The following is a 25504-nucleotide window of genomic DNA, read 5'->3' as shown; positions in this document are numbered from 1 at the left end:
CCTTTGCCCCTCAGCGTCCGGGCGTAGCGTTGACCTGCGCCTTGGCCCTGTGCCTGGCGTCGCGAAGCTGCGCCACGATGCTGCGTGCCGCCTTCACATAGGCAGGCCCGCCGCACACCGTCCACGCCTGCGGCAGGCGGATGCGTGGGATCGAGCGCAGGGCGGGATGGTGCAGCATCTCCGTCCCTTGATCGACGATCTTCTCGCTGCCGCTTTCCACGATCAGCCAGTCTGGTCTGGCCGCGATCATCTGCTCCAGCGGCACCTGGGCCAGCGCTGGCTTGCCCAGCCTGGCGGCAAGATTGGTCAGCCCGGCGCGGCGGATCAACTCATCGACCAGCGTGCCCGTACCGGTCATGTACCCGCGCCGCTGGTAATAGGCAGCCACGCCGCCGCGCGGGACGGGGGGCAGGGCGGCAAGGTCGCGCTCCATGGCGCGGATAAGGGTTTCGCCGCGCTCGGGATGACCCACGGCGGTCGCCACCTCGCGGATTTGCGCCCGTATGGTCGCGAAACTGTCCGCGCTCGGCAGGCCCAGCCTGCGCCATTGCCCCGACGGCGCACCTACGACGCCGCCAGCGCCATCGGGAAAGCCGATCAACAGGTCGGGCCGGATCGCCAGCACTTCCTCCGCGGGACGCCGAAGGACGCGAAACTTGCGTGCCCGCGCCACGGCGGCCGACAGTTCCGGATCATGTCCATAGGGACTGAGCGCCGCGATCTGTTCGGGATCGGCGAGCGCCAGCACATATTGATCGGCGCAGGTGTTGAGCGACACGATTCGCCGGGGAGCGGGGGATGCCGCTCCCGTCAAGCCAAGCGCACAGAGCGCCGCGATCACCATTTTTCCGCGCATGAAACGGGCCTTATCAAGCAACAGCCGGGACGCAAGCCATGAGCCTGCACCGTCACCCGATGCTGATCCCTATTCTGGCCGCACTGACCATTTTCGCCGCGCTGGGATCGATCACGCTAGGCGCGGTTCCGCTCAGCGCCACGCGCATTTTTGCGGTCCTCACGGGCGGCGGCGACGAGGTTGCTCGCGCGATTCTTGTCGATCTGCGCATGCCGCGTATGCTGCTGGGCGTCATCGTCGGCGCGATGCTCGGGCTGGCTGGGGCCGCCCTGCAGGGTTATCTGCGCAACCCGCTGGCCGAGCCCTCGGTCCTTGGTGCATCCAATGCCGCCGCGCTGGGCGCTGTCTGCGCCATATATTTCGGTCTGGCGCAGATGCACCCGGCCATATTGCCTATCATGGCAATCGCCACCAGCCTGATGGCGATCACCGCGCTTTTCCTGCTCGCGGGGCCATCTGAAAGCCCGCTGACGCTGATCCTCGCGGGTATCGCCGTCGCCACGCTGGCGGGGGCTGGTATCAGCCTGTCGCTCAACCTCTCACCTAACCCGTTCGCGGCGATGGAGATTATGAGCTGGTTGATGGGCAGCCTTGAAAACCGCAGCTATGCCCATGTTTGGATCGCGCTGCCCTGCGTCCTCATCGGTGGCGCGCTCCTGTTCGCCGATGGCCGCACGCTCGATGCGCTGACGCTGGGCGAGGAGGGCGCGCAGGCGCTGGGCGCTGACCTTGGCAAGGCGCGGCTGCGCATCATGCTGGGCGTCGCCATCGGCGTGGGTGGGGCGGTTGCGGTTTCCGGCGCGATCGGTTTCGTCGGCCTGATCGTGCCGCATCTGGTTCGTCCGCTGACCGACCGTTCGCCTTCGGCGATCCTGCTCCCTTCGCTGCTCGGGGGGGCGGCGCTGCTCACCTTCGCCGACATTGGTGTCCGGCTGATCCCGACCAGCAGCGAATTGAAGCTCGGCGTGCTCACCGCGTTGCTTGGCGTGCCGGTCTTTCTGGTCCACCTGATGCGGGAGCGGCGGCTATGGTGACCATCCGGGCCGAAAGCCTGTCCGTCCGCCTTGGGCGTCATGCCGCCGTAACCGCCGTTACCATGACGCTGGAGCCGGGCCAGCTGGTCGGCATCATCGGTCCCAATGGCGCGGGCAAATCGACGCTGATCCGTGCCCTGCTGGGCCTTGTCCGTGCGAAAAGCGGCGAGGTCTGGATTGATGAGAGTCCGATCGCCAGCCTCAGTCGCAAGGATGTGGCGCGTCGGGTAGCCTATCTGCCGCAGGGCCAGACGCTGCATTGGCCGTTATTGGTGGAACGGCTGGTGGCGCTCGGCCGGATGCCGCATCTGGGGCCACTGTCCCACCTGTCAGATCAGGATGAGGCCATTGTCGATGCCGCGCTCACCCGCGCCGATGTTCTGCATTTGAAGGGCCGAATCGCGACGGAACTGTCGGGTGGCGAGCGCGCCCGCGTCCTGCTGGCCCGCGCGCTGGCGGTGGGCGCTCCCGCGCTGATCGCCGACGAACCGCTCGCCGCGCTGGATCCGGGGCATCAGCTTGATGTGATGGACTTGCTCAAGGCCGAAGCGAGCGCCGGGTCGTTGGTGGTGACTGTGCTGCACGACCTGGGCATGGCGGCGCGCTATTGCGACCGGTTGCTGCTGATGGACAAGGGCAGGCTGGTCGCTGATGGCAAGCCGATGGCGGTGCTGACCGAACAAAGCCTTGCTGAGGTCTACGGCATATCGGCTTGCATCGAGCCTGATGGCGAATGGCCTCTGATCCTGCCGACGGGGCGAATCAGAGGCTAAACAGGGAGAGTTTATTACTCCCCAAAAGCCTTGGGAGCGGCTGCCACTACCGTATAGGTGCCCGTGCTGATTTCCGATACTTCCAGCGCGCGTTCCGCCACGCCATTCCGGCCGAAGCGGAATGCGCCGTCGATGCCGGAAAAGCCGCCCGAATCGCGGAGCCTGGCGGCCGGGAAAGTCGTCCCAGGCTTCCAGTCGCGCGCGATCCGCACGGTCAACAGCACGGCGTCATAGCCCAGTGCCGACAGGCGGAACGGTGCGCTGCCATAGCGTGCGCGATATTTGTTCGCCAGCTGGCCATAGAGTCCGTCGGAAACAGTGGCGAACCACGCGCCGCGCAGTGCCGGGACGGATGCCAGCCCCCTGTCCGTATTCCACAATTCCGTCCCCAGCAGGCGTGCGGTGGCCCCGCCATTTTTTCGCACGATCGGGGCCAGCTGCATAGCGACCCGGCCGCTGTCTGCGATCAGCAGCGCGTCATAGCTGGACGACGCCTGCAATTTCTTGACCGCGGCCGTCATGGACGCAGGCGTCCGGTCGAATGTCTGCATAGACACGACCGTCCCGCCTTCTGCCTCTACCGCCCGGAGCAGGGACGTGCCCGACCGCTCGCCATAGGTGCCCTTGGGTATCAACGCCGCGAATTTCGAAAGTCCCTTGGCTTTTGCGAATTCGACGACCCGATCGATCGACTGGTTGGGATTGTAGCCCATGATGTAGACGCCGTTCCCGGCAACGCTGACATCGTTGGAAAAGCTGATGACCGGCACGTTGGCACGCGCCGCGATCGGGCCGATGATCCGCGCATCTTCGGCCAATAAAGGGCCAAGGATCAGCCGGTTGCCTTCGGCCAGGGCCTTGTTGACGGCCGCCGCCGCGCCCATGCCGGTGTCATAGGTGGTGATCCGTACCCGATCCGCCTTGGTATCCAGCAGCGCCAGCGTGGTCGCATTGGCGATCGACTGACCCACGCCAGCGTTGGGACCGCTCAATGGCACCAGCAGCGCCACGCGATGGCGCATCGTGTCGGTGGGCAGTCCTTGGGTCACATCGGGACCGCTGGGTGCGGGATCGACAGGTGCAGGGCCCGCGCCCCGTGGAACGACCGACTGACAGGCAGCGACCAGCAATGCGCTGGCCGCGAATATCATGCGCGCGCCGCGCTTCATGGCCGCGAACATGTTCGCTTGCCGGGAGGCATCCGTCTCTGTCATCTGGCGTCCTTATGGAAACTCAATCTTCTGGGCTGGAGCCCGGGCTTTACATCGTTGCGGGGCCGATCGGCAACCTTGGAGACCTTAGCCCGCGCGCAGCCGAAGTCCTGCGCCTTGCCGATGTAATCGCCGTGGAAGATACACGGGTGAGCGCACGCTTATTGCGGCATGCGGGATCAGACCGGCCGATGATCCCCTATCATGACCATAGCGCCGAAGGCGTGCGTGCGCGCCTGATCGAGCGCATGGCGGGCGAATCGGTCGCGCTGCTTTCCGACGCGGGCACGCCGCTCATTTCCGATCCGGGCTACAAGCTGGTTCGCGACGCCCGTGCCGCTGGACGGACCATCACGACGCTTCCCGGCCCCAGCGCGGTCATCGCCGCGCTCACCCTGTCGGGCCTCCCCACCGACCGTTTCCTTTTCATGGGGTTCCTGCCCGCCAAGCAGAAGGCGCGCGCGGACGCTCTGGGCGAAGTCGCCGCGCTGCGCGCCACGCTCATCTTCTACGAAAGCGGGCCGCGTCTTTCCGAAAGCCTTGCCGCCATGGCGGAGCATCTGGGTGACCGTGACGCCGCCGTATCGCGTGAAATCAGCAAGACGTTTGAGGAAACGCGGACCGGCACCCTCTCCGAGCTTTCCGCCCGCTATGCGGACGCTCCACCCAAAGGCGAGATCGTCGTCATCGTCGGCCCTCCGGGCGAAGCGCCGCCAGCCAGCGCAGAGGATGCCGACGCTGCCCTGCTGGAAGCGATGGAGCGGCTTCCGGTCTCCAAGGCGGCCGGGGAAGTGGCCAAGAAGCTGGGTCTCGACCGCCGCGCCCTTTACACACGTGCGATGGAACTGAAAGGGTGAGGCGTCAGCAGGCCGAGAGGCGCGGGCGACAGGCGGAGCGCATCGCGGGCTGGTGGTTGCGCCTGAAGGGCTGGCAGATCGTCGGCCGCCGTTTGCGCACTCCAGCGGGCGAGGTTGATCTGGTCGCCCGGCGCGGCGCGATGCTTGCCTTTGTCGAGGTGAAGGCCCGTGCAAGCGGCGCCGATCTGGACCTTGCCATCGACGAGCGCCGCCTGTCGCGCGTCGCTGCGGCGGCAGAAATGCTGTTCTACGATCTTGCGAAGCCCGGTGATGATATGCGGATCGATGTGATCCTCCTTGCACCGGGGCGCGCGCCGCGCCATCTGGCGAATGTCTGGCATGGGGGGTGACAGCCCTGAACGGAAGGAACAGCTAGTCCGATGACCGATCTCAACCCCCTGACCGTCGCTGTGCAGATGGACCCGATGGAAGGGATCAATATCAAGGGCGATTCGACCTTCCACATCATGCTGGCGGGGCAGGCGAGGGGGCATCGCCTCTACCATTATCTCGCGCCCGACCTCACCTATCGCGACGGTCGCATCCTGGCGAAGGCCCGTCCCGTCAAGGTGCAGAAGGTGGACGGCGATCATTTCGCCTTTGGGGCATCGGAGCTCCTCGACCTTGGTCGCGACGTGGACGTCGTGCTGATGCGACAGGACCCGCCCTTCGATCTCAGCTATATCACTGCCACTCACCTGCTCGAACGTGTGCAGGACGAAACGCTGGTTGTGAACGACCCGGCTTCGGTTCGAAACGCGCCTGAAAAGCTGTTCGTCCTGGACTATGCGCGATTCATGCCGCCGACGATGATCACCCGCGACCTGGCCGAGGTTAAGAGCTTTCTGGCCGAACATGGGGAAGTCGTCGTCAAGCCGCTCTACGGCAATGCGGGCAATGCCGTCTTTCATGTCGGCCAATCCGGCGCAAACCTCTCCGCACTGGTGGAACTGTTCAACGCGTCGTGGGTCGAGCCTTTCATGGTTCAGGCGTTCATTCCGGGCGTCGCGCAAGGCGACAAGCGTATCGTTCTTATCGACGGCGAGATCGCAGGTGCGATCAACCGCATTCCCGGCGCTGGCGAAATACGGTCAAACCTTGCGGTCGGCGGATCGGCTGCCAAGACCGAACTGACCGATCGGGAACTGGAAATCTGTGCAGCCATGGGGCCGGAACTCAAACGTCGCGGCCTGCTGTTCGTCGGCATTGACGTTATAGGGGGTGAGTGGCTCACCGAAATAAACGTGACCTCTCCTACCGGCATCGTCTCGATCGACGCCTTTAATGGCACGGACACCGGCGGCATGATCTGGGACGCCATCGACGCCCGCCTGGCTGCGCGGGCCGCCGCTTGACGCTTGACCCCGCTATCATAGCGAGGCGCAAGTGACCGACTGGGTTCTCCACCTGATCGACGCGGGCGGCTATTGGGGTATTTTTGCCCTGATGGTGATAGAAAATGTCTTTCCGCCGATACCATCGGAACTGATCATGGGGATTGGCGGCATCCGGGTTGGGCAAGGCCGGATGTCGATGGAGTGGCTGCTGCTGGCGGGGACGCTCGGCACGACCGTCGGCAATTATTTCTGGTATCTGGTGGGTCATGTCCTGGGATTTCATCGCTTGAAGCCATTGGTCGATCGTTATGGCCGTTGGGCGACACTGGAATGGAGGGATGTGGAGGCGCTGGACCATATATTCGGGAAATATGGCCAGATCGTCGTCTTCGTCTTCCGCTTCCTGCCCGCCTTCCGCACCATGATTTCGCTGCCGGCAGGGCTGTTCCGCATGGGCCATTTCAAGTTTTTGGCCTGGACGGCGGGTGGGGCGCTGATCTGGAATATCATCCTGGCCTATGCGGGATTTCTTCTGGGCCAGAATTTCCGCGACATTGACAAATATGTGGGGCCAGTTGCGACCGCCTGCGTTGTAGGAGCAATCGCCCTTTACCTCTGGCGTCTTGCCACGTGGAAGCCCAGGGGCTGATCGTCATACGATGCGATCAGGCGCGCGGATGTGCGTTCCGATACACGTCCAGCAGATGTGCCGCATCCACCTGGGTATAAATTTGCGTGGACGACAGGCTGGCATGCCCCAGCAGTTCCTGAAGCGAGCGTAAGTCCGCCCCGCGTCCGAGCAGATGCGTCGCGAAACTGTGTCGCAGCGCGTGGGGGGTCGTTCGATCCGACAGTCCCAGCCTGCCCCGGGCGCCCTGCACTGCCCGCCGGATGATCGCAGCCGACAATGGCCCGCCCCGCGCGCCACGGAACAGTGGCTGGCGCTGCTCCAGCGGATGGGGGCATGCCGCAACATATTTTTCGATGGCTTCCCGCACCTGCGGCAGCAGCGGCACGATCCGCGTTTTCCCCCGCTTGCCCGTCACGCGCAGCGTTTCGCCTAGCGGCATGACGTCGCCGGTCAGCGCCATCGCCTCACCAATCCGCAATCCAGCGCCGTACAACAACAGCAGCACCGCCCAGTCGCGTGCGCCGATCCACCCTTCTCGCGCGGATTCCGCAATATCCGCGGCCAGCGCGACCGCTTCGTCGGGTGACACAGGTCGCGGCAACCCGCGCTTTACCCTCGGCCCCTTCAGCAACGGCACGCGCGCGTCTTCGCCGCCAGTGAATTTCAGAAAGCCCCGCACGGCCGATAGCTCCCGCGCCGCAGACCCATTGCCGATCCCGTCCATCCGTCGCACCGTCAAAAAAGCGCGAAGGTCGGCTTGCTCGATCGTCGCCAGTGTCGCTGCGCTCACCGGGCCGCCGCGATGCTCTTCAAGAAACGCGATCAGCCGCTCGGCCGTCGCCATATAGGCGCGTACCGTATGCGTTGAGCGTCGGCGGTCGAGCGTCAGATGATGCCGCCATGCTTCCACCAGATCTCGCAACTTGCACTCCCAACGCCCGTTCGCGGCGATCCTCGCGACCGCCTGCCAATCTACTCACCCCGCACGAACGGAAGTGGGGATATTAGGGCAGCCTTCCCCCAAACGGAATCCCTCATCACCGCGCCCTTGAAAATCCCCGCTAAATGGGCACATGAGGCGCATGGCCTCCGCTTCCGACACAGCCGACATGCCCACTGGCGCATTGCTGCAGATTTCACCGCTGGTAGGCCGCGTGCTGGCGCCCAACCCATCGCCCTTTACCTATACCGGCACGCAAACGTACCTCGTAGGCGGCAGCGATCTCGCCGTCGTCGATCCCGGCCCGGACGATGCGGATCATCTTGCCGCGCTGATTGCCGCCGTAGGCGACCGCCCGGTGCGCGCGATCCTTTGTACCCACACGCATCGTGACCACAGTCCTGCGGCAGCGCCGCTCTCTGCCAGGACAGGCGCGCCGGTCATTGGTTGCGCTCCGTTGGCGTTGGAGGATGACGGGCCGCGCGCCGACGCTGCGTTCGACATCCACTACAGCCCCGACAGCATAATGGCCGATGGGGATCGGTTGGCCGGGGAGGGCTGGACGCTGGAAGCTGTCGCCACGCCCGGCCATACCTCGAACCATCTCTGTTTCGCCCTGGTTGAGGAGAACGCGCTCTTTACGGGCGATCATGTCATGGGCTGGTCCACCAGCGTCATCTCGCCCCCGGATGGCGACATGGCTGACTATATGCGCTCGATGCAGCGCCTGCTCGATCGAGAAGACGCGGTCTATTATCCTGCCCATGGCGAGGCGGTCAAAAATCCCCGGCGGCTGGTGCGCGGCATGATGGGACACCGCAAGCAGCGTGAGGGTCAGATCGTGCGCTTCCTGGAGCGTAATGGTGCATCGGAAGTCCCCGAGATGGTGGCCGAAATGTATCGGGGCGTGGATGCGCGGTTGCATCCTGCTGCGGGCCGTTCGGTGCTGGCGCATCTCATCGACCTTGGCGGGCGAGGTGTCGCTACCGCCATGGCGGATGGCCGCTGGCGGCTATGCTAGGATCAAATACTGGCCAATCGGGCCAACGCCCGCTAGGGGCGCGCTGAACAAGGCCCTTGAGGAGTAGGGACAATGAACGCCATCACGGGAATCCCCCAGGGGGTTGATCTGCGCGCGGAAATCGACCGCCTGCGCAAGGAACGCAACGCCGTCATCCTCGGCCATTATTATCAAAAGCCCGAAATCCAGGACCTGTCCGACTTCGTTGGCGACAGTCTGGAGCTTTCGCGCAAGGCGGCGGAGACGGATGCGGAAGTCATCGCCTTTTGCGGCGTGCGCTTCATGGCTGAAACCGCCAAGATCCTGTCGCCTGAAAAGATCGTCGTCTTGCCGGACATGGATGCCGGCTGCTCGCTGGAGGACAGCTGCCCGCCCGCGCAGTTCAAGGCATTCCGGGAAGCGCATCCCGACCATATCGCCTTGAGCTACATCAACTGCTCGGCCGAAGTGAAAGCGCTGAGCGACATCATCGTCACATCATCGTCGGCGGAAACGATCCTGAGCCAGATCCCGAAGGACCAGAAGATCATCTTCGGCCCCGACAAGCATCTGGGCGGCTACCTCATGCGCAAGTTCGACCGCGACATGCTGTTGTGGCCTGGCGTGTGCATCGTCCATGAGGCGTTCAGCGAGACCGAACTGCTGAAGCTGAAGGCCGAGCATCCCGACGCGCCTGTCGCCGCTCACCCCGAGTGCCCGCCATATATCGTCGATCACGCGGACTATGTCGGATCGACCAGCGGCATCCTGCAATATGCCAAGACGATGACCGGCGACACGCTGATCGTCGCCACCGAACCGCATATCATCCACCAGATGCAGAAGGCGGTGCCCGACAAGAGCTTCATCGGCGCACCCGGCGCGGACGGGAATTGCAACTGCAATGTCTGTCCGTACATGGCGCTCAACACGATGGAGAAGCTCTATCTGGCGCTCCGCGATCTACAGCCGCGCATCGAGATGGATGAGAATCTGCGCCTTGGTGCCCGCAAGAGCCTGGACCGCATGTTGGAGATGGCCAGCGGCACGGTGGGCAAGGGCGACGTGGGGAATCGCTGACGACATGACTTTTACGCTCCCCGGCTTCGATCTCGACGCCTTCATCGCTTCCACGCTCGCAGAGGATCTTGGTCCGGAAGGTCGCGACGTCACCAGCGAAGCGGTGATTCCGCAGGATGCGATCTTCGACGGGGTCATGGACAGTCGCGACGCTGTAACGCTCGCCGGGCTTCCGATTGCCGCCGCTTTTTTCCGCGCGCTCGATGCGGATGTGGAGATTGAACTGCTCCAGCAGGATGGCGACCGCGTGGGACCAGGCACTGACATCATGCGCATTCGGGGCAAGGCGCGCGCGATGCTGACGGCGGAGCGATCCGCCCTCAACACCGTCCAGCATCTGACCGGCATTGCCACCATGACGCGCGCTTATGTGGACGCGATCATGGGCACCGGCGCTACGCTGCTTGATACCCGCAAGACTATTCCCGGGCTTCGCGTGCTGGAGAAATATGCCACGCGTATGGGCGGCGCGACCAACCATCGCATGGGGCTGTGGGACGCGGCGATGATCAAGGACAATCACGTCGCCGTCGCGGGATCCGTTGAGGAGGCAGTCCACCGCGCCGCTGCGGCGGGGATCGAGCGGATCATCGTGGAGGTCGATCGCGTCGATCAGATCGAGCCCGCGCTTGCGGCCGGGGCGACCCACCTGCTGCTCGATAATATGGATGCACCCACATTGCGCGGCGCGGTCACGCTGGTCGGGGGGCGCGTTCCTACCGAAGCATCTGGCGGCGTCACGCTCCAGACGATCCGCGCGAAGGCGGAAACCGGCGTCACCTTTATCAGCGTGGGACGGCTGACCCAGTCCGCCCCCGCCGCCGATATCGGCCTGGACTTTGCCTTTGCTTGAAAAGATCGCGGCGCTCCTGTTGTTGGTCGCGCCCGGTACGGCTCTGGCGCAGGCGGCTTCGTGCAGCCCTCCCGCACAGTTTCCCCAGCCTCGCCTGGACACTGCGAGCGCCAGTGAGCCGCGCCGTTTTCTTCCCATAGGCGGCTATACGCTCGCCCTGAGCTGGTCGCCCCAATATTGTGCGACGGCGCGGGGCGCAGACAGCGCCTTCCAATGTGGCGGCCGCAGCGGCCGTTTCGGTTTCGTCCTGCACGGTCTATGGCCCGAAGGAGCGGGGGCTGAATGGCCGCAATATTGCCGCCCCGCCAAGCTCCTTCCCCGAAAGCTTATCCGGGAAAATCTCTGTACGACGCCGTCGGTCCAGCTGCTCCAGCATGAATGGGCCAAGCATGGCAGCTGCATGGCGACAAGGCCGGAACTATATTTTGATCTTGCCCGCGCCCTTTACGGATCAATCCGCTATCCCGACATGAACGCCCTGGCGCGGCGCGGCACCCTTACGGTAGCTGACTTTGTCGCGGCCTTCGCCCGCGTAAATTCGCGTCTGAAGCCAGAGATGATCCGGGTGCAAACGGCGCGCGCTAACCGCCTGAAGGAAATCTGGATTTGCATGGATCGGGCGATGGAGTTTGCTCGCTGCCCCGCTCACCAGCGAGGCGCGAAAGCCACCAGCCGTCTCCGTATCGAACCGGGGCCGGCCATGCCACGCACGAAAAGGCCCGGATCGACGCCGCCGCGTCGTCCAGCGCTGATCCTTGACCTGGACCCCAATGCGCAGGCGCCAGCCAACTGAATCGGCGATATGGGCCCGGCTATAGGTCGATCGTGGCCGTTGAGGGATGATGCCTGTCCAGATGCCTGCGAATGAGGCGCAGGTTCTTGGTGTTGGATTTGAACAGAAAATCGAAAACATCCCCGGCAAAGGGAATCGCGCCGACGACCGTGTCGAAACCCACATTCGCCGCCATGCGCGTCAATTGCCATTTTGACATGCCCAGGTTTCGGGCTTCCCACACGATCCACGCGCCCATCGCCGCAGTGGCCAAATCACCCACGACCGGGATCAGGCCGACCAGGCTGTCCAGCCCCACGCGCCGGTTGGTGCCGGGGATGACGAACAGCCCCTCCAACAAGGCTTCCATAGCCTCGATCCGCCGCCGCACCGATGCGGGGTCGCGGCCAAAGCCGGGCATGTCGCGTACCATCCGGTCAAACTGGTCTTGCGAAAGCGCCATTGCTGCTCCTCCAATAGATCCTAATTGGGGCTGCGGAACAGATGGTTCAATGGGTGTCGCGCCCGGGGGGATGGCATGAAACCCGTGAGCCGCCGGGACACGAGCGACCATCGCACGGGCGAGCCCAGCGCGATATAGCCGTTATGGGCTTGCATCAGCGCCTCTGCCTCCGCCACGCGCGCCAAACGCTCCGACGCGCTGCTGGCCATGCTCGCCGCCTGCATTTGCGCCTCCGCCTGGGCCGAGCAATGCACTTTTCGCGCGCAGCTGACCCGCCCAAGATACCAGAGCGCGCTGTCATAGGCCGCTACATCGTCGATCAGCCGCAGGTCCGCGTCATCCTTCATCGCCACTCGCTCTACCCGCAGGCCGATCAGGCCCAGATCATGCCGGATCAGCCCGAACAGCGTGGTGGCGCCCGGCCCGTCTGGCAATGCGACGCGTAGCACCGGGGGATCGCCATTGTCGCTGCGCCAGCGCGTTATCGCCGCAGCCGCCTGCGCACGCCGATCATCCATCGTCATGTCCGACCAGCCGGGTGCGGTGGGTGGTCGCGGCAAATCCAGCTGCGCGGGTACGATCTGCTCGGTGGTTGCCCAGCCGCCCAAGGGGAAAAGGATGGGCAATTGCTTACGATCGATCGCCATGTTGATCGCCTGTCGCACGCCGTCATCGTCCAGCAGCTTGCCTTGACCCGTTACCGCCAGTCCGAGCAGTCCCTGTACCGGATCGATCTGGACCGCATTACGATCAACTCCGGCGGGCACCAGCAACGGCAGATCAGCGAAGCGCCCGCCCAACACGATCGCCGCCTTGCCCTCCCGGAAACGGATGACGGCCAATGCTGCCCGTTCCGCCCGCAGGATGCGCGTTTCCCAAGCGCTTGCTGGCGGTTCATCCTCGCCGTCATCTGGTTGGTCCACCGGGGTCAGTATCAGCGCCTTGCCCCAGCGTTCGCGGCGGTAGGGGCCTGTGCCCCCTTCGCGTGACAGCAGCGCCATCTGCGGCTGTGCCAGCATCTGCAACAGATAGGGGCGCGGTGCTGCCAGCCGGATTTCGATGACTTCGCCTGTCATCGGCACCACGGCTTCCACGGCGTCGAGCGGCCCTTCGGGATCCAGCCGCCGCAGCGATTCGATTCGCGCCATCAGCAGGCGAGCGACATCCTTCGCCGCCACCCTCTCGCCATCGGGCCATTGCGCCCGCCGCAGCCGGAAGATGTAGCTGCGCCCGTCCTCACCCACGATCCAGCGCTGGGCGAGCGCGGGCAATATCTCGCCGCTTGCATCGAATGCGACCAGCCCCTGCGCCGTCGCCTCAAGGATCAGCTTCGCGCCGGGATCGGGTAGATTTTCCAGCGGCTTGGTGAAATCGGCAGGAGATCCAACGACGCTGACCACCACTGGCCCGCTCGCTTCCCGCGAACAGCCAGCAAGCAGCGCAACGGCGCCCATCAGGACGGCAATCGATCGGAGCAGGGGGGCAGCTACGGTCATGCGTTCAACAGGCTTAGAGTCTGTCTCGTCCAAGTTGAAGCATTTACGTCAGACATCGCCTCCTTTGTGATCCGGGACCGGTTTTTTCGTCGCCCGATCCCGCCGGACGAACTCTTCCGATCCCGGAATGGGATTTTGTTAACCATGAGCCCGCATTGCCGTTTGGTAGCTCGAGCCTATGACTTTCGATATGCGAATCCTATCCACAACATTGCTCGTCTTTGCCGCCGCCGGAGCGGCCGCTTTGGCGCAGGGCACGCCGACGCCCTTCACCATAGCCGAAAGCGGGCGCGGCTATGCCTCGCTCAAGGACGCGGTGGCAGCGATCGGCAATGGCAAAGGCACAGTGGTAATCGCGCCCGGCACCTATGCGCAATGCGCGGTGCAGGAGGGTGGGGATATTGTCTACCGCGCTCAGACGCCCGGCAGCGTGATCCTCGATGGTGTGCCCTGTGAGGACAAGGCGGCGCTGGTGCTGCGCGGCCGGTCGAGCAGCGTCGATGGTATCATATTCCAGAACTTGCGCGTTCCCGATGGCAATGGCGCGGGCATTCGCCTGGAAAGCGGCGATCTGACCGTCACCAACAGCCTCTTCCGCAACAGCGAGGAAGGGATTTTGAGCGGCGATGCGCCGGGTAGCAGCGTCACCATCGATAAGTCCACGTTCCGCCATCTTGGCCGCTGCGACCGGGACCTGGATTGCGCCCACGGCATCTATATCGGTCGTTACGGCAAACTCACCGTCACCCGGTCGCGCTTCGACCTGGGTGATGGCGGTCATTACCTCAAGACCCGGACGCCGCGCATCATCATCACGGACAATAGTTTCGACGACAGCGGCGGCCGACTGACCAACTATATGATCGACCTGTCAAACGGCGCCAGCGGCGAGATCAGCCGCAATGAAATGGTGCAGGGCCGGAACAAGGATAATTACAGCGCCTTCATCACCGTCGCGCCGGAAGGGCGGGAGCATGACAGCGCGGGCCTGTCGATTGCGGGCAACAGCGCGTCTTTTGTCCCCGGCCTGCAACGCAGCAGCAGCTTCGTGGCCAATTTCACGGGCGACGCCGTGAAGATCGGCGCGAATCGTTTGGCTAGCGGCATCAAGCCGGTCGATCGCCGCTGACCCCGGCTTGCACGCTCCGGCACGCCCGCCGATAATGGCGTGATGCGCACCACTTATGATTCCGCCACCGTCCGCCTCTATCATTTGAGCGATTCCGGCGAAGGAGGGGCGGCGACCACACTTTTTTACGGCCCGCTAAGCCAGGCCATCCTTATGGCTGGGCAACAGTCGCAGGAAATCCAGGAAGGACTGTTCATCGCGACCGAGAATGATGTGGTCGCCTGGCTGGATTTGCAGGGGGATTGAACGGGGCGCTCCTTCTATGAGGAGGGGGTGCAGAGATTGGAAGGCCATTTCGATACTGACGATGCGGCGACGGAGTGGCTCGCGGCTGGCTGTCCGGTCCTTTCCAACTTTTCGGCGCGCGGGCGTACCTGTATTGTTTGCGAAACGCCGCGCGGGAGAGCATTGATGTCCTACACCCTCATCACCGCAAACCGGAATTATTCCAGCTGGTCGCTTCGTCCCTGGGTGCTGATGAAGGCGCTGGGCATTTCGTTCGCGGACCGGCTTGAGCCCTTCGCGCAGAGCGTCAACTATGCCGAATTCCGCAGTTTCTCTCCCACAGGGCAGGTGCCGGTGCTGATTGACGGGGCGCAAACTGTCTGGGACTCTCTTGGCATCACGCTTTACCTGGCCGATCGTCATGCTGGCATATGGCCGAAAGAGGAAGGTGCGCGCGCCTTTGCCCAATGTGCCGTCGCGGAAATGCACAGCGGATTTTCAACGCTGCGCAATGAGTGTCCGATGAATGTCGGTGTGCGCGTTGAGCGTGTCATGCCCTCGCCGCGCCTCAACCGGGACATAGCGCGCCTCGCGGAACTGTGGGGCGAGGGATTGAAGCGATTCGGAGGGCCATTTCTGGCGGGATCCGCCTTCACTGCCATCGATGCCTTTTACGCGCCCGTTGCCTTTCGGGTGCGGACCTATGGTCTGGATGTCGGACCTGTGGCGCGGCGGTGGGTCGATCATATGCTGGCCCAGCCGGCAATGCAGGAGTGGGAGGCTGCCGCACTGGCCGAAACCTGGCGCGAAGAAAGCCATGAGGCCGAGGTGGGGGCGGCGGGGCGCATCATCCAGGACGATCGGGCAAGCTGAAGCCGCGTGAAACAGCTGCGCTATTGGCTGGAACTGGAAATATTGACCTCATTCCCCCTTTCGCCATGCCCCGACTGGGTCTAGGGGGAAATGACTATGGTCAAGCCCCGCACGCTGTACGAAAAAATCTGGGACGCGCATGTCGTTGAACGCCGTCCTGATGGAACCTGCCTCATCTACATCGATCGTCATCTCGTTCATGAGGTGACGAGCCCCCAGGCTTTCGAAGGGCTCCGGTTGGCTGGCCGTCCCGTGCGCCGTCCCGATCTGACGCTTGCGGTACCGGATCATAATCTGCCGACCACCCCCCGCCGGGACGCGGAGGGACGCCGCATTCCCATCGCCGATCCTGAAAGCGCGCAGCAGCTTGCGGCGCTGGAGCGGAACGCCCCGGAATTTGGCGTTCGCCTGATCGGCGACGCAGACCTGGAACAGGGCATCGTCCATGTGGTCGGGCCGGAGCAGGGCTTCACCCTGCCGGGAACGACGCTGGTATGCGGCGACAGTCATACCAGCTCGCATGGCGCACTGGGCGCGCTGGCCTTTGGCATCGGCACATCGGAAGTCGAGCATGTGCTGGCCACCCAGACGCTCATGTTGAAGCAGTCGAAGACCATGGAGGTCGTGGTCGAAGGTGAACTGGGCTTTGGTGTCACGCCCAAGGATGTGGCCCTGGCGATCTGCGGGCGCATCGGCACGGCGGGCGGCACCGGCTATGTCATGGAGTATCGCGGGTCGGTTTTCCGCGACATGTCGATCGAAGGTCGCCTGACCGTTGCCAACATGTCGATCGAGGCGGGGGCCCGTTCGGGCCTTTTCGCGCCAGATGAAAAGACCATCGCCTATCTCAAGGGACGTCCGATGGCGCCCCAGGGCGCGGCTTGGGACGCGGCGGTCGCCTATTGGCGGACGCTCGTCACCGATGAAGGAGCGCAGTTCGACAAGACGGTCGTCATCGACGCTGCCGACATTGTGCCCAACGTCACCTGGGGCACCAGCCCCGAGGATGTCGTGCCGGTCACGGGGGCTGTCCCCAGCCCGGACAGCTTTGCCGATCCGTCCAAGCGTGCCGCCGCGCAAAAGTCGCTCGACTATATGGGCCTTTCCGCCGGGCAGCGGATGGAGGATGTGTCGGTTGAGCACATCTTCATCGGCAGTTGCACCAACAGCCGCATCGAGGATCTGCGCGCCGCCGCCGCCCTGCTTAAGGGGCGTCACATCGCCAGTGGGATCAAGCAGGCACTGGTTGTGCCGGGTTCGGGACTGGTCAAGCAGCAGGCCGAGGCCGAGGGGCTGGACCGCATATTCAAGGATGCGGGCTTTGAATGGCGCGAGCCGGGCTGTTCAGCATGTCTGGGCATGAACCCGGACAAGGTGCCTGCTGGCGAGCGCTGCGCCTCCACCAGCAACCGCAACTTCATGGGCCGTCAGGGTCCGGGGTCGCGGACGCATCTCGTTTCTCCGGCCATGGCCGCCGCCGCCGCCATCACCGGGCGCCTGACTGACGTGCGGGAATTGCTGAAAGAAAAACAGGGGGAGGTCGTCGCATGAAGAAGGTGTTCTGGCTGCTGGCGCTCGGCGCGCTGGCCAGTGCCGCAATGGCGGCGACACTCGGCCGCGCGGAAGATACGCGCAGCCTGGAGAGCAAGCAGGCGAATTGATGGAAAAGCTGACTATCGTTGACGGCCGGGCCTATCCGTTCGGGATGAAGAATGTCGATACGGACATCGTCATCCCGGCGCATTGGCTCAAGACGATTTCACGCGCTGGCCTCGGCAAGGGCGCGTTCGAAGTGCTGCGCAAGGAGCCCGGCAATGTCTTTGACGATCCGGAATATACCGGTAGCCCGATCCTGATTGCGGGTGATAATTTCGGTTGTGGGTCTAGCCGCGAACATGCTGCCTGGGCGCTCGCTGACCTGGGCATCAAGGTCGTGATCGCGCCCAGCTTTTCGGATATTTTTTCCGGTAATGCGTTCAAGAACGGCATATTGACGGTCGTCCTGCCGCAGGATGCCATTGATCGGTTGATGGAGGTCGCGAAGACCGACCCGATCCATGTCGATCTGGAGCAACAGACCGTCACGACGCAGTTCCAGGATCGGTTCGAGTTCGAGATCGACCCGTTCCGCAAACATTGCCTGCTGGGCGGCCTTGACGAGATCGGACTGACTTTGGGGCAGGCGGACACGATCAGCCAGTTCGAGGCGAAGGACGCGGGGCTGCGACCGTGGCTCGTTCCCGCCGTTGCGTAACCGTCGCAATCTTCCTATCTCGATAGATATTCCAGCTTATCTCAACAGGGCATCAGCATGACGACTTTCGACGATCGCGAAAAGGCCTTTGAAAATATGTATGCCCGCGACCAGGAGATGCAGTTCCGCATCCAGGCGCGGCGTAACCGGCTGCTGGGCGAATGGGCCGCGGCGAAGATGGGCCTGACGCCGGAAGAAACCGATGCCTATGCGAAGGCGGTGGTACAGGCGGATTTCGAGGAAGCGGGTGATGAAGATGTCATTCGCAAGCTGGTGGGCGACATGACGCAGGCTGGCGTCGATATAGACGAGGCGGGTGTGCGCACCGCGCTGGAAGAGCAGCAGGTGATCGCCCGCCGACAGTTCATCGAAGCACAGTAAAACAGGACCCGTTTTCCCATGCCCATGGCTGCCGATGAAATTGCGGATATGATTCGGGCGGCCATTCCCGATGCACAGGTCGAAATTACCGATCTTGCCGGGGATGGCGATCATTATGCGGCGCGGGTGGTGTCGGAAAGCTTTCGCGGCATGAGCCGGGTAGCCCAGCAGCGTGCGGTTTACGCCGCGCTGGGCGGTCGGATGGGCGGCGTGCTTCACGCCTTGCAACTGACCACTGCCGTTCCCAACTAACGGCTTGTAAATTTCATGCGCGCCAAGGTTTCTTGCGGGCGCCCGACAGGAATGGACCGACAATGACCGACGCCGTGCAACAGCGGATCGCCGATATCGTGAACAGCAATGATGTGGTGCTCTTCATGAAGGGGACGCCGCTGTTCCCCCAATGCGGGTTTTCCAGCCGGGCGATCGCCATTCTCGAACATCTCGGCGTAGCCTATGAAACCGTCGATGTGCTTCAGGACCAGTTGGTGCGGCAGGGCATAAAGAGCTTTTCCGATTGGCCGACCATTCCACAGCTCTATGTGAAGGGCGAATTTGTGGGCGGCAGCGACATCATGATGGAAATGTATGAAGCGGGCGAGTTGGAGCAGTTGATGACAGACCAAGGCGTCGCATCAGCGAGCTAAGGGCTGTTCCTGCCCCGGGTCAGACGCTTACGATCTCGGGCAATATGGCGTCGAGCAGCAGCATTGCCGCCGGGGTAACGCACAGACGTTGCCCATCCCGCTCTACCAGTTGCAATGCCGAGAGGCGAGCGACCGCTTTGTCATCGAGCAGCATATCGGGCTGTAGCCCAGATATGTCGGCAATCCTGCGAAGGTCCACCCCTTCGGCAAGGCGCAATCCCATGATCAGCGCCTCGCGAGCGCGGTCGGCGGGAGCAAGCGGTTCCTCGCTTTGCAGCCCATGGCCATTGCGGTGGACGGCCTTCATCCAGTTTTCCGGCTTTTTGTGTCGCAGTGTCGCTACGCCATCCCGACGGCCATGCGCTCCAGGACCCACGCCGGCGTAGGTGCCGTAGCGCCAGTAAGTGAGATTGTGCCGGCTTTGCTGGCCCGGCCTCGCGTGATTACTGATCTCATATGCGGGCAGGCCAGCGGTGCTAGTCATGGCCTGAGTTTGTTCATAAAGCGTTGCAGCATGGTCGGGGTCTGCGGGCGTCATCTTGCCCTGTGCCACGAGGGTAGCGAACCGGGTGCCTGGTTCGATCGTCAGCTGATAAAGGGAAAGGTGATCGGTGCCAAAGGAAAGGCCTTGGGCCAGTTCTGCTTCCCAAGCCGCCTCGCTCTGATCCGGCCGGGCGTAGATGAGGTCGAAATTGACGCGGTCGAAGACGGATTGCGCCACATCGAGTGCGGCGAGCCCCTCGGCAACGTCATGAGCCCTGCCCAGAAAATGCAATGCCTGATCGTCGAGCGCCTGAATACCGAGCGAAACGCGGTTCACCCCCGCGCTTGCCAGATCGGCAAAGCGTGCGGCCTCCACCGAACTGGGGTTCGCCTCGAGCGTGATCTCTATGTCCCTCGTCGGCTGCCAATAGCCTGACGCGGCATCAATCAGGCTGGCGACGATTGCGGGCGGCATGAGCGATGGCGTGCCGCCGCCGAAAAAGATCGACGACAGTGGACGCCCAGGGTTCATTGCCGCTTCATGGGCAAGGTCGTTCAGCAGGGCGCTACGCCACGCATCCGTGTCAATGTCAGCGCGAACGTGGCTGTTAAAATCGCAATAAGGACATTTCGAAACACAAAATGGCCAGTGCACATATAAGGCCATGGGTTCTTGCGCGAGCGCAGTAGAATCGAGTGGGGACAGGGGCATGACTGGGGGGCGCATTAGACGGCTTTGGACCGCGCGGCTAGCAATCGCTGGTGCGGCCATCATCATTGCCGACAGCGCCATGGCGATGCCGGGGCATCAGGCCGCGCAGTCGGAAAGGGTGATGTCCGCATCCTACTATGGCATGAAAGAAGCCGATCGCGACGACGACCTGCTCCGGGGTGTCATTCTGGGCATGCATAATGATGAGCGGAAATCGCTAGGCCTGCCGCTGCTCAGTTGGGACAATGCGCTTGCAGAAGATGCCGCGCGCTATGCCCGGCAGATGGCGGTGACCAATCATTTTCAGCATTCGCCGCGTTCATCCCGTTCTGTTCCAAGTGGCGAAAATCTTTGGATGGGTCCGCGGCGGCTGTACGAATATGATGTCATGATCGGCGCATTTCTGGATGAAAAGCGGCTGTTCCGGCGCGGCGGCAAACTGCCCAATATCAGCACTTCGGGACGTTGGCAGGATGTGGGGCATTATACGCAGATGATCTGGCGCGGCACGCGTAAGCTGGGCTGCGCGCTGGCGGACGGGCAGAATTACGAATATCTCGTCTGCCGCTATTTTCCGGCTGGCAACAATTTCGGCCAAGGCCCGCTGGACGCCGACGACAGCCCGCGCGGATCCCAGTTCGCGAGCGGGGGCGAGTAAGCGCCCCCGGCGCTTCTTCAGAATATCGATGCAACCAGTTGCGCGAATGCGTCGGCGCGATGGCTCATCGCATGCTTTTTTGCAGGCTCCATCTCACCGAAAGTGATCGCGTGGCCCAGTGGCTGAAAGATCGGATCATAGCCAAAGCCCCTGTCGCCGCGCGGAGGCCAGGCGATCGTGCCATCGACCCGCCCTTCGAACGCTTCGACATGACCGTCGGGCCACGCCAGGGCGAGGGCGCAGATGAAATGCGCGCCGTGACCCGCGTTCGGGCCCTTGGCTTCGATCGCGTCCCAGACCAGCTTCATGGCGATGCCGAAATCCTTCGTTTCGCCGGCCCAGCGGGCGGAGAAAATACCCGGATCGCCGTTCAATGCCTCGACGCAAAGGCCGCTGTCGTCGGCCAGCGCAGGCAGCCCCGACAGGTCGGCCGCCTGCATCGCCTTCAGCTCTGCGTTGGCGATGAAGGTGGTCCCGGTTTCTTCGGGTTCGGGCAGGTCCATCTCCGCCGCCGACACGGTTTCTATGCCGTAGGGAGCCAGCAGTTCGCCGATCTCCCGAACCTTGCCGGGATTGTGGCTCGCGATCACCAGCTTGCCCGGGGCCAGCTTGCGGATCGCCTGTTCCTGTCCGAAGTCGTCGCTCATTATCTGTCCTTATTGCCGTTCGCCGGGGGCGTGTCGAGAAGCGGATATCCATTTCCCGGCACGCCTGAAACGAACGGAGACCGGGATCTTAGCGGCCGGTCGCCTTGTCCTGCGCCGCGAAGATCTGCGCGCAGCCGATGCGGGCGAGGCGAAGCAGGCGGAGCAGCTCTTCCTCGTCATAAGCCGCGCCTTCCGCAGTAGCCTGGACTTCAGCGAACTTGCCGTCACCGGTCAGGATCAGGTTCGCGTCGGTTTCGGCATTGCTGTCCTCGGCATAGTCGAGGTCCAAAACGGGCGTGCCGTTATAGATGCCGCAGCTGATCGCCGCGACCTTCTGCACGATCGGGTCTTCGCTGAGCGCGCCGGACGCCAGCAGCTTGTCGATGGCGATGCGCAGCGCGACCCAGCTGCCCGAGATGGCGGCGGTGCGGGTACCGCCATCGGCCTGGATGACGTCGCAATCGACGACGATCTGGCGTTCGCCCAGTTTCTTGAGGTCAACGACGGTGCGCAGCGAGCGACCGATAAGCCGCTGGATTTCCTGGGTACGCCCCGACTGCTTGCCCTTGGCGGCTTCGCGGCTGCCGCGGGTGTGGGTGGCGCGAGGCAGCATGCCATATTCCGCCGTGACCCAGCCAGAGCCCTTGCCGCGCAGGAAGGGGGGCACCTTTTCCTCGACCGATGCGGTGCACAGCACCCGCGTGTCGCCGAAGCTGACGAGGCAGCTGCCCTCTGCATGAATGGTGAAGCCGGGCTCCATGGTGATGTCGCGCATCTGGTCGGGCGCGCGGCCGGAAGGACGCATAAATTTGTTTCTCCGAAGCGGTCAGTCGGTGGGGCTTAGCGCCGGGCGTGGCGTCATGCCAGTGGCGATACGCGCGAAAGATGATAGGAAGTCTGGCATGCAACTCCGATGGACGATGATTTTGACGGGTGCGGCCCTTTTGACGGGATGCACGCAGGAGCGCCCCGAGCTGGAAAAGCCGGTCGCGGGGGGGGATACGATTCGTTTTTCCGCTGGTCCCTGCTTCGGCACCTGCCCCATCTATAGCCTGCGCGTGACGCCGGACGGTTCCGGCCTGATTGAGCCGGAGCGGTTCACGGCCGTCCCCGGCGCGACCCGCTTTACGGTGACGCGCCCGCAATATCGCCGTTTCCGAGCAATGCTGGCGCAGTTCCGCCCGCCTGCCGGGACAACCAAGCGAATCACGCATGGCGAAAACTGCAGGCGCTTCGCGACCGACATGCCCGGTTACACGATTGAATGGTTGAGGGCAGAGGCCCCGCCAACCCGGCTGGAGTTTCAATCGGGATGCGGCGACGCTGCCTATGGCAAGCTGCGGGCGGCGATCGCTTCGATCCCCCGGATGCTGGACATCGACGCCATGGTAAAGCCGACAGGCCGCCGCTAGTGCGCGACTTGAGTGCGGCCGATTGCTTGCCTAGATAGATGGCCATGGCGGTCACACCGGTTACAGAACTCAATGAGCGGGCGCGCGACGTCTTTCGCGTGGTGGTCGAGAGCTATCTCGGCACCGGCTTGCCCGTGGGTTCGCGCACCATCAGCAAGATCGCCTCGCTCAGCCTGTCGCCCGCGTCGATCAGGAACGTCATGCAGGATCTTGAGGAACTGGGGCTGCTGGCCGCGCCGCATACTTCTGCGGGGCGGATGCCGACCGAAACCGGGCTGCGCCTTTTTGTTGATGGCATGATGCAGGCGGCTGAGCCATCTATCGAGGAAAGGCGCGCGATCGAGGCGGGTGTAGTCGAAGGCGGGCCGATCGAGGAAGCCCTGTCAGCCGCCACCGCCGCCTTGTCCGGCCTTTCCGCCTGCGCCGGGATCGTGATGGTGCCAAAGCGTGAGCCGGTGCTGCGGCAATTCGGTTTTGTGCCGTTGAACGATCGGCAGGCGCTTGCCGTGCTGGTCGGGCAGGACGGATCGGTTGAAAACCGCGTGCTGGATATGCCGCGGGGCGTGACGCCGGTGATGTTGAACGAAGCCGCCAACTTCATGTCGGCGCGCTTTGCTGGAATGACGCTGCGGGAAGCGGGCGAAGCGCTGCAGCGGGAGATGGAGGGCGAGCGGACGGCGTTGCACGGCGCGGCGCGCGAGCTGGTGGAACGGGGGATCGCGGTCTGGTCGCAGGATGCCGATGATCGGCCGGTGCTGATCGTCCGGGGGCAGGCGCATTTGCTGGATGACGGCACCGCGGCGGACCTGGAACGGGTGCGGCAGTTGCTGGAGCAGCTGGAAGGTAAACAGGAGATTTCACGCCTGCTGGAAAACGCGCTGGCGGGGAGCGCGACGAAAATCTTCATCGGATCGGAAAACAAGCTCTTTTCCCTGTCCGGTTCTTCGGTCATAGCCGCGCCTTACCGTGGCGGCGATGGCCGTGTCGTCGGCGTGGTCGGGGTCATTGGCCCCACGCGCTTGAACTATGCGCGGGTGATCCCCATGGTGGACTTCACTGCGCAGACGTTGTCGAGATTGATGAGATGAGCGAAGACAAGCAGAATATCGAAAATACCGAAATCGTGGACGAACTGCCCGAGGACGCCGCGCCCGCCGGAGACGCTGCGGCGGAGCGTATCGCTTCGCTGGAGGCCGAGCTGGCGACGGCCAAGCAGGACGTTCTCTATGCCCATGCCGAAACGCAGAATGTCCGGCGGCGGCTGGAAAAGGAGCTGGCGGACGCCCGGTCCTATGCCTCGACGGCGTTTGCCCGCGACATATTGTCGGTCGCCGACAATCTGGGCCGCGCGTTGCAGGCGATCCCGGCGGATCTGCGTGAAGACGACAAGTTCAAAGGGCTGGTTGCCGGTCTGGAAGCCACGGGCCGCGAGCTGGAGAATGTCTTTGCGCGCAACGGCATTGAGAAGCTGGTTTCCGTCGGGCAGCCGCTCGACCCCAACAAGCATCAGGCGATGATGGAAGTGCCATCCGATGAGGTCGAGCCGGGAACGGTGCTGGTTGAGATGCAGGCGGGATATATGATCAAGGACCGGCTGTTGCGGCCGGCGCTGGTGAGTGTGGCGAAGAAGCCGGACTGACCAGAAAACGCCCATTTCTGGGAGCTATTGACCCTCCGGCCCTTTGGGCTGGAGGGTTTTTTCGTGAATGAAATAGCTGGTTGGATTGACTTTTTTCGAATCAACGATATATCGTAATACATCTTCGACATATGGAATAATATTATGCACGCTTTTATGAATAGGGAGGCCCGCCGGTGCAGTGGTGTCCACGCGCATTTCGCGGCGATGGGTGGCCGACATGGTCGGCATGGTGAAGGACACGGGCCGTTTGGCGCAGGGCACGGTTCCTTTGGCGGTGGGTCGATGCGCGGCGGCGGCGGCGGCGGCGGCGGCGGTGGCCGGGGCGGCCGGCGGCGGTTGTTCAGCAACGACTCGCTCCAGCTGATCCTGCTGCAATTGCTGAGCGAGACCCCTCGCCACGGCTATGACCTGATCCGCGAGATCGAGAGCCGGTCGGGGGAAGCCTATGCGCCCAGTCCGGGCGTGGTCTATCCGACGCTGACGATGCTGGCCGACATGGACCTGATCGCCGAACAGCCGGGCGCGGGTAGCCGCAAGCTGTTCGCCATCAGCGAAGCGGGCCGGGCGCATCTGGGCGAGAATGCGAACGCGCTGAAGGAGGCGATGGAGCGGCTGACGTCGCTGGCGCAGCAGGCCGAGCAGGTCGATGGCGCGCCGATCCGGCGGGCGATGCACAATCTGTCGATTGCCGTGCGGGCGCGGCTGGAACGTGAGGGAGCGGACCGGGAGACGATGTTCGACGTCGCATCGCTGATCGACGAGGCCGCAACCAAGATCGAAAGGCTCTGATTACCATGACCTTGACAGCAAATGTGCCGACGACGCAGGGCGGCCGCTACCTTCAGCAGCTATGCAAGCATTGGGGGCACAAGTTCGAGACGGCGTTCGACGCGGAGCAGGGCGTGGTCGCGCTGCCGATAGGCGCCATCCGGCTGGCGGCCGGGGCGGATGTGCTGGCCGTGACGATCGAGCCGAACGAGGATGCTGACGTCGAGCGGTTCAAGCAGGTTGTGGCGGAGCATCTCGACCGCTTTGCGTTTCGGGAAGCGCCTTTGCAGCTTGATTGGGGGTAAGGGGGATGAGGAGCGCTTCCCTTGTCTCGACTTCGCTCGACACGAACGGCTTTGGGATGTGGAGG

General features: G+C 63.5%; 32 protein-coding genes. 24 read left to right on the top strand and 8 right to left on the bottom strand.

Annotation, left to right across the window (positions count from 1 at the left end; genetic code table 11):
- Nucleotides 1-10: 10 nt before the first annotated feature.
- A complete protein-coding gene (locus K663_RS13555) occupies nucleotides 11-856 on the bottom strand; it encodes an ABC transporter substrate-binding protein (RefSeq protein ID WP_062118545.1) in 846 nt (281 codons plus the stop codon).
- Between the two features lie 38 nt (nucleotides 857-894).
- On the opposite strand from K663_RS13555, the gene K663_RS13550 reads away from it, so the two are divergent.
- Together K663_RS13550 and K663_RS13545 are read left to right on the top strand one after the other, a co-directional pair.
- Entirely contained in the window at nucleotides 895-1890 is a 996-nt protein-coding gene (locus tag K663_RS13550; RefSeq protein WP_062118542.1) for a FecCD family ABC transporter permease, read from the top strand.
- On the top strand, nucleotides 1884-2663 hold the full coding sequence (locus K663_RS13545; protein WP_062118539.1) for an ABC transporter ATP-binding protein: 780 nt from the start codon (nucleotides 1884-1886) through the stop codon (nucleotides 2661-2663). Before K663_RS13550 ends, K663_RS13545 begins: the two co-directional genes overlap by 7 nt.
- Before the next feature lie 14 nt (nucleotides 2664-2677).
- Here K663_RS13545 and K663_RS13540 read toward each other — a convergent pair whose 3' ends face one another.
- A complete protein-coding gene (locus K663_RS13540; RefSeq protein ID WP_062118536.1) occupies nucleotides 2678-3877 on the bottom strand; it encodes a penicillin-binding protein activator in 1200 nt (399 codons plus the stop codon).
- 11 nt (nucleotides 3878-3888) lie between these two features.
- Between K663_RS13540 and rsmI the strand changes: the two genes are divergently transcribed.
- Genes rsmI through K663_RS13520 form a run of 4 tightly spaced genes read left to right on the top strand, consistent with a single transcriptional unit; the run spans nucleotide 3889 to nucleotide 6717 of the window.
- Nucleotides 3889-4731, top strand: a complete 843-nt coding sequence (gene rsmI / locus K663_RS13535; RefSeq protein ID WP_062118533.1) for a 16S rRNA (cytidine(1402)-2'-O)-methyltransferase — start codon at nucleotides 3889-3891, stop codon at nucleotides 4729-4731.
- Nucleotides 4728-5081, top strand: coding sequence for a YraN family protein (locus K663_RS13530; protein WP_062118531.1), 354 nt, complete (start codon nucleotides 4728-4730; stop codon nucleotides 5079-5081). The genes rsmI and K663_RS13530 overlap by 4 nt, the downstream gene beginning before the upstream one ends.
- A 30-nt stretch (nucleotides 5082-5111) precedes the next feature.
- Complete coding sequence (gene gshB / locus K663_RS13525) at nucleotides 5112-6086, top strand: glutathione synthase (protein ID WP_062118529.1); 975 nt, start codon at nucleotides 5112-5114, stop codon at nucleotides 6084-6086.
- Nucleotides 6087-6117: 31 nt separating this feature from the next.
- Nucleotides 6118-6717: a DedA family protein gene (locus K663_RS13520; protein ID WP_062118527.1), complete on the top strand. Its 600-nt coding sequence runs from the start codon at nucleotides 6118-6120 to the stop codon at nucleotides 6715-6717.
- 16 nt (nucleotides 6718-6733) lie between these two features.
- Here K663_RS13520 and K663_RS13515 read toward each other — a convergent pair whose 3' ends face one another.
- Nucleotides 6734-7621, bottom strand: a complete 888-nt coding sequence (locus K663_RS13515) for a tyrosine recombinase XerC (RefSeq protein ID WP_062118525.1) — start codon at nucleotides 7619-7621, stop codon at nucleotides 6734-6736.
- Nucleotides 7622-7781: 160 nt separating this feature from the next.
- On the opposite strand from K663_RS13515, the gene K663_RS13510 reads away from it, so the two are divergent.
- The 4 genes from K663_RS13510 (at nucleotide 7782) to K663_RS13495 (ending at nucleotide 11365) form a co-directional block, all read left to right on the top strand.
- Nucleotides 7782-8660 carry an MBL fold metallo-hydrolase gene (locus tag K663_RS13510; RefSeq protein WP_062118523.1) on the top strand — a complete coding sequence of 293 codons (879 nt, stop codon included), beginning with the start codon at nucleotides 7782-7784 and terminating at the stop codon, nucleotides 8658-8660.
- Nucleotides 8661-8732: 72 nt separating this feature from the next.
- Nucleotides 8733-9719: a quinolinate synthase NadA gene (gene nadA / locus K663_RS13505; RefSeq protein WP_062118522.1), complete on the top strand. Its 987-nt coding sequence runs from the start codon at nucleotides 8733-8735 to the stop codon at nucleotides 9717-9719.
- A 4-nt stretch (nucleotides 9720-9723) separates the two neighbouring features.
- On the top strand, nucleotides 9724-10572 hold the full coding sequence (gene nadC / locus K663_RS13500; RefSeq protein WP_062118519.1) for a carboxylating nicotinate-nucleotide diphosphorylase: 849 nt from the start codon (nucleotides 9724-9726) through the stop codon (nucleotides 10570-10572).
- Nucleotides 10565-11365 carry a ribonuclease T2 family protein gene (locus tag K663_RS13495; RefSeq protein WP_062118517.1) on the top strand — a complete coding sequence of 267 codons (801 nt, stop codon included), beginning with the start codon at nucleotides 10565-10567 and terminating at the stop codon, nucleotides 11363-11365. The genes nadC and K663_RS13495 overlap by 8 nt, the downstream gene beginning before the upstream one ends.
- Nucleotides 11366-11384: 19 nt before the next feature.
- On the opposite strand, the gene K663_RS13490 is transcribed toward K663_RS13495, so the two are convergent.
- The gene (locus tag K663_RS13490) at nucleotides 11385-11807 is read right to left on the bottom strand and encodes a DUF4112 domain-containing protein (RefSeq protein ID WP_062118515.1); all 423 of its coding nucleotides are present in this window, start codon (nucleotides 11805-11807) and stop codon (nucleotides 11385-11387) included.
- A 20-nt stretch (nucleotides 11808-11827) separates the two neighbouring features.
- Complete coding sequence (locus K663_RS13485) at nucleotides 11828-13303, bottom strand: ABC transporter substrate-binding protein (protein WP_062118512.1); 1476 nt, start codon at nucleotides 13301-13303, stop codon at nucleotides 11828-11830.
- A gap of 190 nt (nucleotides 13304-13493) precedes the next feature.
- Between K663_RS13485 and K663_RS13480 the strand changes: the two genes are divergently transcribed.
- From K663_RS13480 to grxD, 8 genes are all read left to right on the top strand, one after another.
- Entirely contained in the window at nucleotides 13494-14432 is a 939-nt protein-coding gene (locus tag K663_RS13480) for a right-handed parallel beta-helix repeat-containing protein (protein ID WP_062120929.1), read from the top strand.
- Between the two features lie 42 nt (nucleotides 14433-14474).
- Nucleotides 14475-14678, top strand: coding sequence for a hypothetical protein (locus K663_RS13475; RefSeq protein ID WP_062118509.1), 204 nt, complete (start codon nucleotides 14475-14477; stop codon nucleotides 14676-14678).
- 165 nt (nucleotides 14679-14843) lie between these two features.
- Entirely contained in the window at nucleotides 14844-15530 is a 687-nt protein-coding gene (locus K663_RS13470; protein WP_062118506.1) for a glutathione S-transferase family protein, read from the top strand.
- Between the two features lie 96 nt (nucleotides 15531-15626).
- Entirely contained in the window at nucleotides 15627-17081 is a 1455-nt protein-coding gene (leuC, locus tag K663_RS13465) for a 3-isopropylmalate dehydratase large subunit (RefSeq protein WP_062118502.1), read from the top strand.
- A gap of 109 nt (nucleotides 17082-17190) precedes the next feature.
- On the top strand, nucleotides 17191-17784 hold the full coding sequence (leuD, locus tag K663_RS13460; protein WP_062118499.1) for a 3-isopropylmalate dehydratase small subunit: 594 nt from the start codon (nucleotides 17191-17193) through the stop codon (nucleotides 17782-17784).
- Between the two features lie 57 nt (nucleotides 17785-17841).
- Entirely contained in the window at nucleotides 17842-18165 is a 324-nt protein-coding gene (locus K663_RS13455) for a DUF1476 domain-containing protein (protein ID WP_037467662.1), read from the top strand.
- A gap of 18 nt (nucleotides 18166-18183) precedes the next feature.
- The gene (locus K663_RS13450) at nucleotides 18184-18417 is read left to right on the top strand and encodes a BolA family protein (protein ID WP_062118496.1); all 234 of its coding nucleotides are present in this window, start codon (nucleotides 18184-18186) and stop codon (nucleotides 18415-18417) included.
- Between the two features lie 62 nt (nucleotides 18418-18479).
- Complete coding sequence (grxD, locus tag K663_RS13445) at nucleotides 18480-18812, top strand: Grx4 family monothiol glutaredoxin (RefSeq protein ID WP_062118492.1); 333 nt, start codon at nucleotides 18480-18482, stop codon at nucleotides 18810-18812.
- Nucleotides 18813-18831: 19 nt separating this feature from the next.
- On the opposite strand, the gene hemW is transcribed toward grxD, so the two are convergent.
- Complete coding sequence (gene hemW / locus K663_RS13440) at nucleotides 18832-20007, bottom strand: radical SAM family heme chaperone HemW (protein WP_062118490.1); 1176 nt, start codon at nucleotides 20005-20007, stop codon at nucleotides 18832-18834.
- Between the two features lie 79 nt (nucleotides 20008-20086).
- On the opposite strand from hemW, the gene K663_RS13435 reads away from it, so the two are divergent.
- Entirely contained in the window at nucleotides 20087-20665 is a 579-nt protein-coding gene (locus K663_RS13435) for a CAP domain-containing protein (RefSeq protein WP_335339095.1), read from the top strand.
- 17 nt (nucleotides 20666-20682) lie between these two features.
- Here the strand turns inward: K663_RS13435 and rdgB are convergent, their stop codons facing one another.
- Nucleotides 20683-21312, bottom strand: coding sequence for an RdgB/HAM1 family non-canonical purine NTP pyrophosphatase (gene rdgB, locus K663_RS13430; protein WP_062118467.1), 630 nt, complete (start codon nucleotides 21310-21312; stop codon nucleotides 20683-20685).
- 88 nt (nucleotides 21313-21400) lie between these two features.
- A complete protein-coding gene (gene rph, locus K663_RS13425; protein WP_062118464.1) occupies nucleotides 21401-22117 on the bottom strand; it encodes a ribonuclease PH in 717 nt (238 codons plus the stop codon).
- 97 nt (nucleotides 22118-22214) lie between these two features.
- Here rph and K663_RS13420 point away from each other — a divergent pair, with 97 nt between their 5' ends.
- The 5 genes from K663_RS13420 to K663_RS13400 all read left to right on the top strand — a co-directional run bounded on the left by K663_RS13420 (nucleotide 22215) and on the right by K663_RS13400 (nucleotide 25439).
- Nucleotides 22215-22724, top strand: coding sequence for a DUF6438 domain-containing protein (locus K663_RS13420; protein ID WP_062120926.1), 510 nt, complete (start codon nucleotides 22215-22217; stop codon nucleotides 22722-22724).
- Nucleotides 22725-22768: 44 nt separating this feature from the next.
- Nucleotides 22769-23812, top strand: a complete 1044-nt coding sequence (hrcA, locus tag K663_RS13415; RefSeq protein ID WP_062120923.1) for a heat-inducible transcriptional repressor HrcA — start codon at nucleotides 22769-22771, stop codon at nucleotides 23810-23812.
- Nucleotides 23809-24363: a nucleotide exchange factor GrpE gene (grpE, locus tag K663_RS13410; RefSeq protein ID WP_062118462.1), complete on the top strand. Its 555-nt coding sequence runs from the start codon at nucleotides 23809-23811 to the stop codon at nucleotides 24361-24363. The genes hrcA and grpE overlap by 4 nt, the downstream gene beginning before the upstream one ends.
- A 144-nt stretch (nucleotides 24364-24507) precedes the next feature.
- The gene (locus K663_RS13405; RefSeq protein ID WP_335339069.1) at nucleotides 24508-25155 is read left to right on the top strand and encodes a PadR family transcriptional regulator; all 648 of its coding nucleotides are present in this window, start codon (nucleotides 24508-24510) and stop codon (nucleotides 25153-25155) included.
- Between the two features lie 5 nt (nucleotides 25156-25160).
- A complete protein-coding gene (locus K663_RS13400; protein WP_062118455.1) occupies nucleotides 25161-25439 on the top strand; it encodes a DUF2218 domain-containing protein in 279 nt (92 codons plus the stop codon).
- The last annotated feature ends 65 nt before the right edge of the window (nucleotides 25440-25504 follow it).

Origin of the sequence: Sphingobium sp. MI1205, from assembly GCF_001563285.1 — a bacterium.
Taxonomy (GTDB): Bacteria; Pseudomonadota; Alphaproteobacteria; order Sphingomonadales; family Sphingomonadaceae; genus Sphingobium.
The sequence above is the reverse complement of the archived record's forward strand: the minus strand, read 5'-3'. Positions and strand labels throughout refer to the sequence as shown.

Coding starts and splice junctions, on each gene's coding strand:
- gshB (WP_062118529.1), top strand. CDS start 5,112: ATGACCGATCTCAACCCCCTGACCGTCGCTGTGCAGATGGACCCGATG.
- K663_RS13540 (WP_062118536.1), bottom strand. CDS start 3,877: ATGACAGAGACGGATGCCTCCCGGCAAGCGAACATGTTCGCGGCCATG.
- grpE (WP_062118462.1), top strand. CDS start 23,809: ATGAGCGAAGACAAGCAGAATATCGAAAATACCGAAATCGTGGACGAA.
- leuD (WP_062118499.1), top strand. CDS start 17,191: ATGGAAAAGCTGACTATCGTTGACGGCCGGGCCTATCCGTTCGGGATG.
- hemW (WP_062118490.1), bottom strand. CDS start 20,007: ATGCCCCTGTCCCCACTCGATTCTACTGCGCTCGCGCAAGAACCCATG.
- K663_RS13510 (WP_062118523.1), top strand. CDS start 7,782: ATGGCCTCCGCTTCCGACACAGCCGACATGCCCACTGGCGCATTGCTG.
- K663_RS13405 (WP_335339069.1), top strand. CDS start 24,508: ATGCACGCTTTTATGAATAGGGAGGCCCGCCGGTGCAGTGGTGTCCAC.
- K663_RS13435 (WP_335339095.1), top strand. CDS start 20,087: ATGGCGATGCCGGGGCATCAGGCCGCGCAGTCGGAAAGGGTGATGTCC.
- K663_RS13450 (WP_062118496.1), top strand. CDS start 18,184: ATGCCCATGGCTGCCGATGAAATTGCGGATATGATTCGGGCGGCCATT.
- hrcA (WP_062120923.1), top strand. CDS start 22,769: ATGGCGGTCACACCGGTTACAGAACTCAATGAGCGGGCGCGCGACGTC.
- rsmI (WP_062118533.1), top strand. CDS start 3,889: ATGGAAACTCAATCTTCTGGGCTGGAGCCCGGGCTTTACATCGTTGCG.
- K663_RS13455 (WP_037467662.1), top strand. CDS start 17,842: ATGACGACTTTCGACGATCGCGAAAAGGCCTTTGAAAATATGTATGCC.
- nadC (WP_062118519.1), top strand. CDS start 9,724: ATGACTTTTACGCTCCCCGGCTTCGATCTCGACGCCTTCATCGCTTCC.
- K663_RS13420 (WP_062120926.1), top strand. CDS start 22,215: ATGCAACTCCGATGGACGATGATTTTGACGGGTGCGGCCCTTTTGACG.
- rph (WP_062118464.1), bottom strand. CDS start 22,117: ATGCGTCCTTCCGGCCGCGCGCCCGACCAGATGCGCGACATCACCATG.
- K663_RS13490 (WP_062118515.1), bottom strand. CDS start 11,807: ATGGCGCTTTCGCAAGACCAGTTTGACCGGATGGTACGCGACATGCCC.
- K663_RS13555 (WP_062118545.1), bottom strand. CDS start 856: ATGCGCGGAAAAATGGTGATCGCGGCGCTCTGTGCGCTTGGCTTGACG.
- K663_RS13475 (WP_062118509.1), top strand. CDS start 14,475: ATGCGCACCACTTATGATTCCGCCACCGTCCGCCTCTATCATTTGAGC.
- K663_RS13550 (WP_062118542.1), top strand. CDS start 895: ATGAGCCTGCACCGTCACCCGATGCTGATCCCTATTCTGGCCGCACTG.
- K663_RS13470 (WP_062118506.1), top strand. CDS start 14,844: ATGTCCTACACCCTCATCACCGCAAACCGGAATTATTCCAGCTGGTCG.
- nadA (WP_062118522.1), top strand. CDS start 8,733: ATGAACGCCATCACGGGAATCCCCCAGGGGGTTGATCTGCGCGCGGAA.
- K663_RS13485 (WP_062118512.1), bottom strand. CDS start 13,303: ATGACCGTAGCTGCCCCCCTGCTCCGATCGATTGCCGTCCTGATGGGC.
- grxD (WP_062118492.1), top strand. CDS start 18,480: ATGACCGACGCCGTGCAACAGCGGATCGCCGATATCGTGAACAGCAAT.
- K663_RS13480 (WP_062120929.1), top strand. CDS start 13,494: ATGCGAATCCTATCCACAACATTGCTCGTCTTTGCCGCCGCCGGAGCG.
- rdgB (WP_062118467.1), bottom strand. CDS start 21,312: ATGAGCGACGACTTCGGACAGGAACAGGCGATCCGCAAGCTGGCCCCG.
- K663_RS13400 (WP_062118455.1), top strand. CDS start 25,161: ATGACCTTGACAGCAAATGTGCCGACGACGCAGGGCGGCCGCTACCTT.
- K663_RS13545 (WP_062118539.1), top strand. CDS start 1,884: ATGGTGACCATCCGGGCCGAAAGCCTGTCCGTCCGCCTTGGGCGTCAT.
- leuC (WP_062118502.1), top strand. CDS start 15,627: ATGGTCAAGCCCCGCACGCTGTACGAAAAAATCTGGGACGCGCATGTC.